The following is a 14,149-nucleotide window of genomic DNA, read 5'->3' on the forward strand; positions in this document are numbered from 1 at the left end:
ATAATTTGCTGTGTTTTATTACTATTCATATAAATATAATTATCTTAAAATATTATATCGATGTCATATTTCATTCATTGATGAAAATAAAACAACAAGACTAAAATTTATAGGTGATGACTACTGGACTAGGACGGCCTGATCGCAGCGGGTGCCGTCGACGGTGACGTCGGCGTTCCCGAGGCGGAGACCGAGCGTCCGCAGGGTGCTGTTGAGAACCCCGTCGAGAGCTGGGGCGACCGTGCCGAGGACGGTCGCGACGGTGCCTGTGAGGAGACCCGGCGTCAGGATGCCGATGCCACTCACAGAGAGGTCCAGGTTCTGAATCAAGCTGGTGACGGCCGATTGCGTGAGGCCGTTCGAGCTCACGGTCTTCACCGTATGCCGTGCGATGTCGTCTTCGCCGAAGGTCACCGATTGGGCATACGTGCTTCCGATGGAAAGCGAGGAGCGGCCGCTGACAACGAGGCTGGGCGCCACGCGCAGGAGGGTCGCCGGCTGCGAAAAACTGGGCGTTGCGGCCGTCGGATCGATCGAGGCCTTGGGGATGGTGGCGACGGCCAGGTCGGCCAGTCCCGGCTGCGCGTCGAGGACGACTTGGCGCTGACCTTGATCGGACCATGGGCAAGTGGTGGAGCGCAAGGTCGCCTTGGCCTGGGCCGCTTGAACGTAGATCGGCAGGGTCAGCGAGCCGAGATTGAGGGGAAGCGTGATGTCCGCCTCGATCAATAGGCGCACCTGTGCGGTCGTCACCGTCGCGGCGGCGCTACCCGGCCGGACGTACCCCGAACTCTGCCGGCGTTCGCCGATCGCGAGCGTCAGCTTCGTCCCCGTCACTCCGGGGATCGATGCACCGATGTTCACGGAGACCTGGCGTTGCCCGTTCGCAATGACGACGGCATCGGACAGCGTATTCATCAGGTCGATCGTCGGGCCCCGCGAGCCGGCGCCCGGATTGAGCGTGCCCGCATCCCCCAGGTCGACGATCTGATCGACCCGGATCGGCATCCCGCTTCGCAGGCCCGAGGCGATCTGACGGAGGGCAGAGGCGGCGACCGCGCCGTTTGCGGTTCCGTCGGCTGTCGCTTTCAGAGCCAAGACGACTTGCTCGATCGTCGCCGTGGACCGGACGATGTCCTGATAACTGCCGGCCTGAAGAGCGAGGCTCGGCGCCAGGGCATCGAGAAAACGGAAGGCGTCCACCCGCGTGGAAAGGATGGCGTTGTAGTCCATCACCGACAGGCTGACCGGCTTGCCGAGCATGGCGGTCAGAATGGCGTTGGCGACACCCGGATTTAACGAGGCCAAGCCTGAGCCAACGGTAAACGCGGCAAACTGCGCCGAAGCTGCGGTTCCCCTGACCGTGATGTCGACCTCGCGGTTCAGGCCCAGCGCCGGTGCGAAGAAAGTCGGCGTCGAGGTTGTCATGGCGACCCGCACGGCACTGGCGAGCGCGGAGTCGGCACTGAACCGTGCATCGAGGGAGACTTTGGCGTCGGCGGAGTAGCTGCCGGGCTGCACCGTGATGAGGGCCGACGCATAACCGTTGTCGGCGAGGGACCGGCGGGCCAGGGCATCGGCCTTGGCGGGGTTCGCGGCGGCAAGAGTTGCGGCGAGATCGACGGCGCCCTGTGCCTTGCGCCGTGCCAGGACCATGGAACCGAGATCGATTCCCACGGCCGCGGCGGCCATCAGGACCGTGAGGCCGAGGGCCGTCAAGACCGCCACTGCCCCATGCCGGTCTCGACCGAACGAGCGACCGCGCATCACAGCCCTCCACGGCGGACGGTGACCTTGCTCGTGATCAGGTCTGGCGGGATCGGGATGAGGCCGGACAGACCGGAGAACCCCAGGGACTTGGTGTCGAAGCTCAATGTCACAGTATAGATCGTGTTATCGTCCGGGTCGGCCCCGACCTTTACATCCACCGTCCCCGGTTTGAACATCGCGTTATCAGCGAGGGCGCTGTTCACCCGCTGGAATGCCAGGGCGGCTCGCTCCTGGTCGCTCAGGCCGGCGATCGACGCCCGTGCCGCTTCGGACGCAATCTGGCGAAGGTTGTGACAGGCTCCAAGATAGATCCCGAACACGACGATGCCCGAAAACAAGGCAAGGAGGACAGGCACGACAAGTGCAAATTCGACCGCACAATTCCCTTGCGCGCAATCGACAATCTTCGTGATGTTTTTTATGCGATTTCGTACAAATTTCATGAAATCAATCCCCATAAGAATTGAGTCTCACCTAGGCTTATAAGCATATGTTGGCGGCGACTCTCTAACGAAACGTTTAAGTGAATACAAAATGCTGATATATGATCGTGGTATGCCAATGTAGGCTCGGTTTCGCGCTCATCTAAGGGGCGTTGAGCGGAAGACCACGGTCGGTGATAGCACGCTTGCGGTGAGGGCATTCTCGCGCGCATTTGATCAAGCCGCAGATATGGATTTCCCGATCTGTGCTCGCTGCGATCACGATCCGTGTCGGGCGGATGGCTCGAAGTTCATGAAACCGGGCGTGAGAGGGCGGCATTAGCGGAATCTTCGCACCGCGCGCCTAGACCGGGACGGTCGCGCGGGTTCGGGGCAGGGAGCCATGGCCGTCATCGTCGCCTTCCTGCTGAACGCCGGCCTCAACTTCGTGGTCGGCCTCTTGGTGGCCAAGCTGCTCGGGCCGGCGCAGTTCGGCGTGTTCGCCCTGGCCTCGGCTGGTGCTGTCGTCCTCAACACCCTGCTGTTCGAATGGCTTCGCCTGTCCGCGACCCGGTTCTATTCCGGCCGGGTGCGGGTGGAGGAGCCGTGGATCCGCCAGGGGCTCGACCGGGCCTACGCCGTCCTGGCGCTGGCCATGATCGGGCTGGCACTCCTCTATGGCGGCCTCGACCTCTGGGGCGGCAACGCCCCCCAGAGCCGGGCCGCGGTCACGGCCGGGGCGGCCCTGGTCGCCGTGGGCATCGGCCTGTTCGACTATCACGCCGCCCTGGCGCGGGCGCGGTTCGACGGCGGCCTCTACCTGCGCCTGGTCGCGGTCAAGAACGTCCTCACCTTCGTGAGCATGTCGGCGGTCGCCTGGTTCTACCCGGAGCCGGTCTACGTTCTTCTGGCCGGCGGCCTCAGCCAGGCCGTGGCCGTCCTCGTCCTGCGCGAGCCCCTGCGCGACGCCCCGGCACCGAGGCAGCGCCTGCGCCTGTCCGAGACCCGGCGCCTGTTCCTGGTCTACGGCCTACCCCTGATCGCGGCCAACGGCCTCTACCAGCTCCTGCCCTTCCTCAACCGCTGGTCGATCGCCGATCAGGCCGGCTTCACCGAGGCCGGCTATTTCTCGCTGGCCGCCGACGTGGCCTCGCGCAGCCTCGGCACCCTCGGCACCGCCCTCGACCTGCTGCTGTTCCAGCTCGCCGTCCAGGCCGAGGAGCATCACGGACGCGCCGCCGCGGAAGCGCAGATCGGGCGCAACGCCGCCATCGTGGTGGCCCTGATGCTGCCCTGCGCGGCCGGCTTCTGGGTGGTGCTGCCCGCCCTCCAGAACCTCGTCGTGCCCGAGGCCTTCCGGGGGCCCTTCGTCACCTATGCCGCCATCCTCATCCCGGGCCTGTTCTGCCTCGCGCTCACCAATTTCGCCCTCAACCCGGTCTTCCAGATCAGGCGACGCACCCTGCCGGTGATCGGCGCGGCGCTGCTGGGGCTCGCGGTGAACGGGATCGGCCTCCTCGTGCTGCCGCGCCTCGTCGGGCCGGCCGGGGTCGCCATGGCGCAGAGCCTCGGCATGGCCGCGGCGATGCTGGTCCTGGCGGTGCGGGCCCTGACCGGGCGGGACCGGATCGCCCTGCCGTGGCGCGACATCCTGGCGGCGAGCGGCGCCAGCCTCGCCATGCTGGTCTGCCTGCTGCCGCTGCGGCCGCTCCCGGCCTGGCAGGCCCTCGGCCTGTCGGTGCCGGCCGGGATCCTGCTCTACGCCGGCCTCGTCTGGGCCTTCGACATCGCTGGCCTGCGCACCATCGCGGTGGAGCGCCTGCGCAACCGCGCGCCGGTGCCGGCCGGCTGAGGCATCGCCCGCGAAACCCGGATGCATTCCGGCCGCAAGCCTTTTAGAACGGTCCCAAGGATGCGCGGCCACAGCGCACGCCAGGGCGGGAAGCGATGCGTTCATACGAGCCTCACGACGAGGATGCGGCTACCGACGTGGTGCGCGACGCCGCTGGCCGCGGCGAGCGGCTGCGCCTCGTGGGCGGCGGCACCAAGGCCGGAATCGGCCGGCCGGCGCAGGACGAGGCGACGCTCTCGGCCCGCGGGCTCACCGGGATCACGCTCTACGAACCGGCCGAGATGGTGGTGGCCGCCCGCGCCGGCACGCCGCTGGCCGAGGTCCAGGCGCTCCTGGCCGAGCGCGGCCAGATGCTGCCGTTCGAGCCGGTGGACTATCGCCCGCTGATGGGCTCGGCCGGCGAGCCGACCTTCGGCGCCGTGGCGGCGGCCAACACTGCCGGCCCCCGCCGCATCAACGCGGGGGCCGCCCGCGACAGCCTGATCGGCGTGCGCTTCGTCAACGGGCGGGGAGAGGCGATCAAGTCCGGCGGCCGGGTGATGAAGAACGTCACCGGTCTCGACCTCGTCAAGCTCATGGCCGGCTCGTGGGGGACGCTGGGTCTCCTCACCGAGGTCACCTTCAAGGTGCTGCCGGTGCAGGAGCGCGTCGCCACCCTGGTCTTTGCCGGCCTCGACGACGCCCGCGCCGTCGAGGCGCTCGCCACGGCGCTCGGCTCGCCCTTCGAACTGACCGGTGCCGCCCACCTGCCGGCGGGCGTCCACGGCCCCGAGCCGCGTACCCTGATGCGGCTCGAAGGCTTTTCCGTCTCGATCGACTATCGCCTGGGCGAACTGCGCCGCCTCCTCGAGCGCTTCGGCGCGCCGACGGTGGTCGAGGACGCGCAGGGCGCCGCGCTCTGGTGCGCGGTCCGCGATGTCGTGCCCCTGGCCGAGCCACGCGAGGCCGCGGTCTGGCGGATCTCCACGGCGCCGAGCCACGGCCCCGCCGTCGCCGCGGCCATCGCCGCTGAGCGCGAGGCCCGCTGGTTCTACGACTGGGGCGGCGGCCTGATCTGGCTGTCCACGCCCGCGACGGGCGATGCCGGCGCCGAGGCGATCCGCGCGATCCTCAAGGTCCACGGCGGCCATGCCACCCTGGTGCGCGCCCCCGATCCTTTGCGCGCCGCCGTCCCGGTGTTCGAGCCCCTGTCCGGGCCGCTGATGCGGATCACGGCAGGGATCAAGGCGGCGCACGATCCGGCAGGGGTGTTCAACCCCGGGCGGATGTATGCGGGGGTGTGACGGGAGAGGGTAGCGGCTTCAGGTCTCCTCGACCGGTCCCGTGGGCAGACCGTCCAGGCTGCGCGTGTTCTTGAGCTTTCGGTAGGCCTCGATCTCCTCGTCGGTCTTCGCGTTCGCCCAGCGATCGAGGGAGTCGCGTTCGCCGGCGAAGTCGAAGAGCGGCACCCCGAAGCCGCAGGAGGTCTGGACGAGGTCGACCGCGAGCCGCACGATCTGTCGCGCGCCCCTCGGCTCATCGCCGCCGAAGGCCTCCGCCAGGAGCGTGCGATAGGGCGCGCCCTGGCGGGGGAGTACCTCGCCCCGCCCGTAGAGCCGCAGGATTCGCGGCGCCCCCTCGAAGGCGCAGAACATCACGGTGAGGCGCCCATCGGCGAGAAGGTGGGCCGCCGTCTCGTTGCCGCTGCCGGTCCGGTCGAGATAAGCCACCGCGTTCGGTCCGAGGACCCGGAAGGCATCGGTGCCGCGCGGCGAGAGGTTGACCCGCGTTCCGTCCGCCGCCGATGCCGTGAAGAAGATCCGCTGGCGCGCGATGAAGGCCTCGTGCGCCTCGTCGATGCGGTCGAACTGCTTGCCCACGCCCTCGTCTCCTCCGCTTCCGCCTGCCCCGATAACCCGCGACGCCCGCAGCCGCCTCCTCGCACGAATTTTGGTGTAGAGGTACGTCAGGGAAGAAACGAAAAAGAGCTCCGGGACAACGCCGTGCAAACCAGTTTCACAGCCACCCAGCTCGCCGACCCGGCGATGGCGACCTCCGAAAAGATCCTGCGGACCTGCGTCCATTGCGGGTTCTGTACCGCGACCTGCCCGACCTACCTGCTGCTGGGCGACGAACTCGATAGCCCCCGCGGACGCATCTACCTGATCAAGGACATGCTGGAGGGCGGCAAGCCGGCGACGCCCGAGGTGGTCAAGCACGTCGACCGCTGCCTGTCGTGCCTGTCGTGCATGACGACCTGCCCCTCGGGCGTGCACTACATGCACCTCGTCGACCATGCCCGCACGCATATCGAGGAGACCTACCGGCGCCCCCTGAGCGACCGCCTCCTGCGTAGCGTGCTCGCCTTCGTCCTGCCCTATCCGAACCGGTTCCGGCTGGCGCTGCTGGGCGCCAAGATCGGCGGGCCGTTCCGGCCCCTCGTCGCCCGCCTTCCGCGGGTGGGCAATCGCCTGGCCGCGATGCTGGACCTCGCGCCCGCGCTCCTGCCCAACCGCAACCCCTCCGACCGGCCCGGCACCTTCCCCGCCGACACCCGCGCGCGGGAGGCGAGCGCCCTGCTCCAGGGCGAGCCGATGCCGGGCAGGGCCGGCCGCGTCGCCCTCTTACGCGGCTGTGCCCAGAGCGTGCTGCGGCCGGACTTCAACGAGGCGGCCATTCGCCTGCTGACCCGCCACGGGGTCGAGGTGGTGCAGGCGCAGGGCGAGGGCTGCTGCGGCGCCATCACCCACCACATGGGCAAGGCGGACACGGCGCACGCCACCGCCAGGCGCACCATCGACGCCTGGATCGCCGAGATGGACGGGGCCGGCCTCGACGCCATCGTGGTCACGGCCTCGGGCTGCGGCACCACGATCAAGGACTACGGCTTCATGTTCCGCGACGACCCGGCCTATGCGGCCAAGGCGGCGCGGGTGTCGGCCATCGCCAAGGACGTCACCGAATACATGGCGGGCCTCGGCCTGATGCCGCCGATCGTCACGAGCGACCTCGTGGTCGCCTACCATTCCGCCTGCTCGATGCAGCACGGCCAGGGCATCCGCACCGAGCCGAAATCTCTGCTCAAGACGGCGGGCTTCACGGTCAAGGACGTGCCGGAGGGCCACATCTGCTGCGGCTCGGCGGGTACCTACAACATCCTGCAGCCGGAGATCGCCGGCCGCCTGCGCGACCGCAAGGTCGCCAACATCGAACGGATGCGCCCCGACGTCATCGCCACCGGCAACATCGGCTGCGCCACGCAGATCGGGAAGGGCACCGCGATCCCCATCGTCCACACGGTGGAACTGCTGGACTGGGCCACCGGCGGCCCCAAGCCGGCGGTGCTCGAGGAGGCGCATGTCCTCCACGCGGCCGAGTGATACGGCGTCCGCGCGATTCGAGCGGGAAGCGTGTCACCGAGCCCGCGCGGTGCCCGAAGATGACCGACATCCGCACGGCGAGGCCACCGAACGGATGTCGTAGGATCACGGGTCCAGCTGGTAGCTGACGGGAATCCAGCGGTACCCCGTCCCCATGGCCACGACGTAGCCGAGGGAGGGAAACGCGGTGTGGTAGCCGGCCACCAGGATCTCGTCGGCCGCCGCCATGCCGTAGAGGTCGCGCCGTGTCGCGGCGCCCATGGCCTTGTCCATGTCGAACAGGGCGTGCCAGTCGGGGCGGGCGAGGGAGGTGACCTCGTGATGGGCGCAATCGCCCCAGATGAGCATCCGCCGGCCCGCACTCTCGACGTGATAGGCGAGATGGCCCGGCGTGTGCCCCGGGGCGGCCACCGCCGCGATGCCGGGCACCACCTCCTCCCCCGGCCGGATCGTGCGGATCCGCGCCACCTGGGGTACGAGGTGGCTGCGGACGACGAGCGCCGACGTGTGCTCGTTGCCCTCCGGCGCGGAACCGAGGCGCGCGTCCTTCGTCCAGAAATCGAGCTCGGCCGCTCCGACGGCGATGGTCGCGTTCGGAAAGGCCGGGCGTCCGGCCTCCATCAGGCCGCCGATATGGTCGGTGTGGCAATGGGTGAGGACGACGTGGTCGATGCCGCCGGGGTCGTGGCCGGCCGCGCGCAGCCGCTCGGCGAGGCGCCCGCCCGCGGGCCGCTTCACGAAGCCGACCTCGCCGTTGCCGGTGTCGAACAGCACGCGCTCACGGCCCGTGTCCACCAGGATCGGCGTGAACCCCGGCTTGAAGCGGTCCGGCGGCAGCCGGTTCTCGCGCATCAGCGCCTCGACCTCGGTGCGCGGGCGATCCTCGCCGACGATGGGCCAGGGGCCGTCGATCATCGCGGCGGCATCGAGGATCGCCGTGACGGTGAAGGCTCCGAGGGTGAAGCGGTAGAGACCGGACGTATCGGACGGATCGCCGGACAGCGGCGCCGCGCCGGCATTGCGCAGGAGGGCGGGAGCGGCCAGGATCGCTACGCCCGATGCGGCGAGCCGCCGCCGTGTCCATCCGGTCATGTCCAGGGTGTCCCTTCTCGCCGGGCCGGATCACGACGAGCCGTGCCGGCCTCCGATGGCGGTAGCATCCGGGGGAGCGGGTCCGCTTGTACGAACGTGCTGACTCTCGGCCCCTCGGTCCCCTCTGGCACGTGCAGGGGGCGCACACCTTCTTCGCCGGGCCGTTGTCGTACAACGCCAGCCACCGGCACGGGGCGCCGGTCTATCTCGCCGGCCTCTACGACCGCTTCCGGATCCGGGTCGGCGAGGGTGCCTGGACCGCGTGCCGCACGGCGATGATCCCCGCGGGTGTCGCCCACGAGCTCGACGTGCGCGGCGACCCCATCGCGGTCCTCTACCTCGAACCCGGATCGGGCGGCGCGCACGGGCTGTCGCCGCTGGTGGACGGCGGGCAGGAGGCCGGCGGCGTGCTGCTGGGCGCGGGCGGGGAGGTCCGCGCTTTTCGCGATCTCCACGAGAGCCGCGACGGCGTGCGCGAAGCCGGTGCGACGCTCGCCGATGTCGTGCGGTTCTCGTGCGGACGCGCCAGGCGGTCGGTCGATGCGCGGATCGCCCGTGCCGTGACACTCCTCCACGACGACCCGGCGATGGGCGCGGGCGCCCTGGCCGCCGCCGTCGGGCTGTCGTCGTCGCGGTTCCAGCACCTTTTCACAGCGCAGGTCGGCGTGCCGTTCCGCCGTTACCGCGCCTGGCTGCGCATGCGGCGGGCGATCGCCGCCGTCACCGCCGGCGACAGTTTCACGACGGCGGCCCATGCGGCCGGCTTCGCCGACCAGCCGCATTTCGCCCACGACTTCCGCAAGACCTTCGGCGCACCCGCCTCGGGCAGCCTCCTGGGCCTGCGGCGTTGAGGATCCGCAGGAGGCGCCCGGTCACACGACGAAGATGACGTCAGCCGAGAGGGCGGCCCTGTTCTCCAGGATGGCGAACTGCACCGCCGCCAGGGCGCCCGATCCGTCCGCGTCGTAGGCCAGCCCGCCCGTGGCTCCGTCGTAGAGGATGCGGTCGTCGGCATCCACGGCCTGGGTGCCGATCACGAACATGCCGGCCGAGAGCGCGCCGGGCTGCGTGCCCGACGCGGTGGTCAGCATCGTGAACACATCCTTCTCGAGGTAGATCAGGTCGAATTCGCTGGTCGCGAAATCGGCGATCCGGTCGACGTTGCCGGCCCCGAGGGCGGCGGTGAAGGAGAAGGCGTCGTTGCCGACCCCCCCCACGAGCAGGTCGGCGCCGCCGCGCCCGTCGAGGAGGTTGCCGGCGCCGTCTCCGGTGAGCGTGTCGGCGAAGGCCGAGCCGGTCACGCCCTCGATCCTGACGAGCGTGTCGGCTCCATCGGCTCCGGCCGCGGTCCCGGTCGCGAGGTTCACCGTCACGCCGCCTGCGGCCACCTCGTATTCGGCGAAGTCGAAGCCGCCGCCGCCGTCGAGGCTGTCGTTGCCCGTCAGACCGTCGAGGATGTTGGCGCCCGCATCGCCCGTCAGGACGTCGCCGAAGGAGGAGCCGACGAGGCCCTCGATGTTGCGTAGGGTGTCGGTCCCGTCCGCACCGCTGGAGGTTCCGGCGGCGAGACTGACGGTGACCGCGCCGACGGCGTTGAAGTAGAGGGCGAAATCGAGGCCGTCGCGGCCGTCGAGGATGTCGTTGCCGGCGAGGCCGGTCAGGTAGTTGGCACCGGCGTCGCCCAACAGCGTGTCGCCGAAGATCGAGCCGGCGACGCGCTCGAAGCCGACCAGGATGTCGGCGCCCGCGGCCCCGCTCGACAGGCCGGTGGCGAGGTCGACCGCCACCGCCCCCGTGGCCTCGCCGTACCAGACCGTGTTGAGCCCGGCGTCGCCCGTGAGCGTATCGGCGAAGGCCGAGCCCTGCACGCTCTCGATGCCGACCAGCGTGTCGTTGCCGTCCGCCCCCGAAGAGGTGCCGGCGGCGAGGTTCACGCTCACGGCCGCGAGCGCGAGGTGATAGCTCGCCACATCGTCGCCGGCGCCGCCGTCGAGGCGATCGTCGCCGGTGAGGCCGGTGAGGACGTTGGCGACCGCGTTGCCCGTGAGCGTATCGGCGAAGGCCGAGCCGACCACGCCCTCGATGCTCGTGAAGGTGTCGGCGCCCGCGGCCCCGCTCGCCCTGCCGGTGGCGAGGTTGACGGCCACCGCGCCGAGCGCTGCGGCATAGGAGAGCTGGTTGAACCCGGTGCTGCCGGTGATCGTGTCGGCGAAGCGCGAACCCTGCACGCCCTCGATGCCGATCAGGACGTCGTTGCCGTCGGCACCCGTGGCGGTTCCGGCGGCGAGGCTGACCGAGACCGCGCCGGTGGCCGCGCTGTAGTCGGCGAAGTCGGAGCCGGCACCGCCATTGAGGGTGTCGTTGCCGAGGCCGCCCGCGAGCTGGTTGACGAAGGCATCGCCGGTGAGCGTGTCGGCAAAGGCCGAACCGCGGACCGCCTCGATGGCGCGGAGGGTGTCGGACCCGGCGGCCCCGCTCGCCGTACTCGCGGCGAGGTCGACCGTGACGGCGCCCGCGGCGGCGGCATAGCTGGCCTCGTCGAATCCGGCCCCGCCGTCGAGGGCGTTGGCGCCGGCATTGCCGACAAGGACGTTGTGGAACGCGTTGCCCGTGAGGCCGATCGCCGTCGTGCCCGCTGTGCTCGCCGTCTCGAGCCGCTCGATCTCCTGGCCGGCCGCCAGCGTGTAGGTGACGCTCGTCAGCACCCGGTCGGTGCCGCCGCCCGCCGCCTCGATCACCCGGTCGCCGATGTCATCGACGCCGTAGGCGTCGTTGCCGAGCCCCCCGATCATGGTATCGGCGCCGACGAGGCCGTTGAGGACGTTGGCGGCCGCGTTGCCGGTCAGCACGTTGGCGAGCGAGTTGCCGGTGCCGTTGAGGCTCGCGGTGCCGGTGAGGGTCAGGTTCTCGAGTGCGGAGCCGCCCAGCGAGTAGCTCACCGAAGCGTAGACGAGGTCGGTGCCCGCGGCACCGTTGAGCTCGATCGCCCTGTCGCCGGCATCGTCGACGTAATAGGTGTCGGACCCGCCCCCCCCGATCATGGTATCGGCGCCGGTCAGGCCGTCGAGGACGTTGGCGGCCGCGTTGCCGGTCAGCACGTTGGCGAGCGAGTTGCCGGTGCCGTCGATCGCTCCGGCCCCGGTGAGGGTCAGGTTCTCGAGCTCCGAGCCGGCGAGCGCGTAAGTCACCGTGGTGTAGACGAGATCGGTGCCTGCGGCGCCGTTGGCCTCGATGGCGCGGTCGCCGACGTTGTCGACGAAATAGGTGTCGGACCCGGCCCCGCCGGACATCGTATCGGCGCCGCCCAAGCCGTTGAGGACGTTGTCGCCGCTGTTGCCGGTGAGAACGTTGGCCAGGGAGTTCCCCGTGCCGTTCAGGTTTCCGGTACCGGTCAGAATCAGGGTCTCGAGTTCCGATCCGCCGAGCGCGTAGGACACCGCGGCGTAGACGCGATCGGTGCCGGCGGCGCCATTGGCCTCGATGGCGCGGTCGCCGACGTCGTCGACGTAATAGGTGTCGGATCCGGCCCCGCCGATCATGGTGTCGGCGCCCACCAGGCCATTGAGGACGTTGGCCGCGGCATTGCCGGTGATCACGTTGGCCAGCGCGTTGCCGAAGCCGTTGATCGCGGCCGTGCCGGTGAGGGTCAGGTTCTCGACGTTGGCCGACAGCGTATGGCCGGCCGAACTCCGCACGAGGTCGGTCCCGGCGTTCGCCGCCTCGATGATCCTGTCGCCGCCATCGGTGACGTAGGTGTCGCTGCCCAGCCCACCGCTCATCGTGTCGGCGCCCGTTCCGCCGTTGAGCACGTCGCCCAGGCCGCTGCCCACCAGGGTGTCGGCGCCCGACCCGCCGATCACCGTGCCGATCACCGTGCCGAGCGCGATGGCGATGTTGTTGACGAGGCCGCCGGCGCTGCTGAAGGTTCCCGGCTCCAGGGAGACGGTCGCCGCCTGGGTGTAGCCCGAGAGGTCGAGGACGTTGCCGAGCCCCTTGTTGTACAGGGTCACGATCGGCGCCGTGTTGGCCGTGAAGTCGAAGAACTCCCTGAGGACGCCCGTGACGGTGGTGTTGAAGCCGTAGGTCTGGCCTCCGGCGAAGGTGGCGGTCTTCGAGGTGCCGTAGAGCTGCTGGATCGCTTCGATGTCGGCCATCATCGCGGTGTGCGGCGCTTCGCGCATCGCGCCGTCGGCGCTCGACCCCCAGTTCGTGCCGGGGAAGGGATTGGCGGCCCGGTACTTGGCGGTCCCGTTGATCCACGAGAGGTAGGACATGATGCTGTACTGGCCGTCGTCGAAGGCGCTGAACTGCTGGGTCGCCGGGTCGACCTTGCCGTTGTAGTTGCCGCTGTGCCCGAGCCCGATGGCGTGGCCGATCTCGTGGATGATCGTCGACAGTCCGTAGCCGCCGGCGACTTCGAACGAACCGGAGAGGTCGAAGCCGGCGGCCGACGTCTCCATGTTGATCATCGACTGCCCGGTCACGCTGCCGAGGCTGCTGCCGCTGCCGATCGTCTGGGGCGTGTTGGCGAAGGCGCCCGAATTGGTCTCGCCGCGTACCAGCGTAATGCCGCGGATCGTCGTGCTCAGCGTGAAGGTCACGTCGGCGATGGCCGACCAGATCGCCAGGGCCTTGACGAAGGTCGCCTTCTCCTGGGCCGTGAAGGCGGAATCGACGTCGAAGGTGTAGCCGATGGTGGCGCCCGTGCCGGCGGTGGACGACCCCCACTTGAAGGCCGAGCCTTCGTTGAAACCCGCGAACGACTCGTCGGACAGCGTCCCGTCCGGGTTCAGGCCGCTGATGAAGGTCACTTCCTGTGCGAAGGTCGGCCCGGACGAGGAGACGGGAATGCGGTGGGCGGGCGTTGATGCGGACGCCTTCTGCGCCATCATCATCGGCATGCCGGCGCCGAAGTCCTCGTCCTCGTCCTCGTTACCGAACCGAATCGCCATGACTGCCCATCTCCGATCAACACGGAGTGCGCTAATGCAGGCCGGTTACTAAACGGTCAAGGTTGCAGTCTCGGGCCTTTGTCGCGACGGATCCAGCAGGTCATCGGTGCCGTCGCGAGGCTATGGTTGCCCGATTGAGCAATCCCCCCGTACGGCGTCGAGGACGAAAACCCGGATCGCCGAGGACAGGTTCTGTGCACCGCGCACAGCGTCGATCTCGCCGATCAGGGCCTGGACCGATCGCCGGCGAGCCCCGGCGATGTCGCGCAGGGCGGCCCAGAACGGGTCCTCCAGCGAGACGCTGGTGCGATGGCCGGCGATCATCACGGAGCGTTTGGTGATGCCGGCGCTCATGGCGAGGACGTCTCATGTCCTCGTCGCGGGTCCTTTCTCCGTCGCGGGTCCTCTCCTCGTCGCGGGTCTTTTCCTCGTGGCAAGGTATCGACGTCACACATCCGGCGATCCTCGCGACCCGGAACGCGCCACCGACAGGGCCGGAGACGGGGTCGTCATCCCTCGTCGTCCCGCCCCACGAGCTTGTGGCCCTCGTGGCGGGAGACCTCGATGGCCTTCTTGGCCTCCGCCAGGGTCCTGGCCTTCTTCGGGCGGCCGAAGAGGATGCGGTTGTCCTTGGCCGTCTCCTCCTTCTCGCCGCGCGCCTTGGCCTTGCGCGCGGCCCGCAGGTTGATGATCTCGGCCATG

11 protein-coding genes are annotated in these 14,149 nt (G+C 69.3%); 4 read left to right on the forward strand and 7 right to left on the reverse strand.

What is annotated here, in order from left to right; genetic code table 11:
- Window positions 1-120: 120 nt before the first annotated feature.
- Together ASG59_RS17375 and ASG59_RS17380 are read right to left on the reverse strand one after the other, a co-directional pair.
- Window positions 121-1,767, reverse strand: a complete 1,647-nt coding sequence (locus tag ASG59_RS17375; RefSeq protein ID WP_056410322.1) for a TadG family pilus assembly protein — start codon at window positions 1,765-1,767, stop codon at window positions 121-123.
- Window positions 1,767-2,213, reverse strand: coding sequence for a TadE/TadG family type IV pilus assembly protein (locus tag ASG59_RS17380; protein ID WP_056410520.1), 447 nt, complete (start codon window positions 2,211-2,213; stop codon window positions 1,767-1,769). The genes ASG59_RS17375 and ASG59_RS17380 overlap by 1 nt, the downstream gene beginning before the upstream one ends.
- Before the next feature lie 382 nt (window positions 2,214-2,595).
- Between ASG59_RS17380 and ASG59_RS17385 the strand changes: the two genes are divergently transcribed.
- Together ASG59_RS17385 and glcE are read left to right on the forward strand one after the other, a co-directional pair.
- Window positions 2,596-4,044 (forward strand): lipopolysaccharide biosynthesis protein, encoded by a 1,449-nt coding sequence (locus ASG59_RS17385; protein WP_056410324.1) that lies wholly within the window; start codon window positions 2,596-2,598, stop codon window positions 4,042-4,044.
- 95 nt (window positions 4,045-4,139) lie between these two features.
- Window positions 4,140-5,327: a glycolate oxidase subunit GlcE gene (glcE, locus tag ASG59_RS17390; RefSeq protein WP_056410326.1), complete on the forward strand. Its 1,188-nt coding sequence runs from the start codon at window positions 4,140-4,142 to the stop codon at window positions 5,325-5,327.
- Between the two features lie 18 nt (window positions 5,328-5,345).
- Here glcE and ASG59_RS17395 read toward each other — a convergent pair whose 3' ends face one another.
- Window positions 5,346-5,903: a pyridoxamine 5'-phosphate oxidase family protein gene (locus ASG59_RS17395; RefSeq protein ID WP_056410328.1), complete on the reverse strand. Its 558-nt coding sequence runs from the start codon at window positions 5,901-5,903 to the stop codon at window positions 5,346-5,348.
- 123 nt (window positions 5,904-6,026) lie between these two features.
- Between ASG59_RS17395 and ASG59_RS17400 the strand changes: the two genes are divergently transcribed.
- On the forward strand, window positions 6,027-7,403 hold the full coding sequence (locus tag ASG59_RS17400; protein ID WP_055886768.1) for a heterodisulfide reductase-related iron-sulfur binding cluster: 1,377 nt from the start codon (window positions 6,027-6,029) through the stop codon (window positions 7,401-7,403).
- A 105-nt stretch (window positions 7,404-7,508) separates the two neighbouring features.
- Here the strand turns inward: ASG59_RS17400 and ASG59_RS17405 are convergent, their stop codons facing one another.
- A complete protein-coding gene (locus ASG59_RS17405) occupies window positions 7,509-8,495 on the reverse strand; it encodes an MBL fold metallo-hydrolase (protein ID WP_056410330.1) in 987 nt (328 codons plus the stop codon).
- 86 nt (window positions 8,496-8,581) lie between these two features.
- On the opposite strand from ASG59_RS17405, the gene ASG59_RS17410 reads away from it, so the two are divergent.
- Window positions 8,582-9,346 carry a helix-turn-helix domain-containing protein gene (locus ASG59_RS17410; RefSeq protein WP_056410332.1) on the forward strand — a complete coding sequence of 255 codons (765 nt, stop codon included), beginning with the start codon at window positions 8,582-8,584 and terminating at the stop codon, window positions 9,344-9,346.
- A gap of 21 nt (window positions 9,347-9,367) precedes the next feature.
- Here the strand turns inward: ASG59_RS17410 and ASG59_RS17415 are convergent, their stop codons facing one another.
- From ASG59_RS17415 to ASG59_RS17425, 3 genes are all read right to left on the reverse strand, one after another.
- Window positions 9,368-13,447, reverse strand: coding sequence for a M10 family metallopeptidase (locus tag ASG59_RS17415; protein ID WP_056410333.1), 4,080 nt, complete (start codon window positions 13,445-13,447; stop codon window positions 9,368-9,370).
- Between the two features lie 120 nt (window positions 13,448-13,567).
- Window positions 13,568-13,801, reverse strand: a complete 234-nt coding sequence (locus tag ASG59_RS17420; protein ID WP_056410334.1) for a ribbon-helix-helix domain-containing protein — start codon at window positions 13,799-13,801, stop codon at window positions 13,568-13,570.
- A 155-nt stretch (window positions 13,802-13,956) separates the two neighbouring features.
- Window positions 13,957-14,148: a DUF4169 family protein gene (locus ASG59_RS17425; protein ID WP_056410338.1), complete on the reverse strand. Its 192-nt coding sequence runs from the start codon at window positions 14,146-14,148 to the stop codon at window positions 13,957-13,959.
- Window position 14,149: the final 1 nt, after the last annotated feature.

It is taken from the genome of Methylobacterium sp. Leaf466 (assembly GCF_001425565.1).
Taxonomy (GTDB): domain Bacteria; phylum Pseudomonadota; class Alphaproteobacteria; order Rhizobiales; family Beijerinckiaceae; genus Methylobacterium.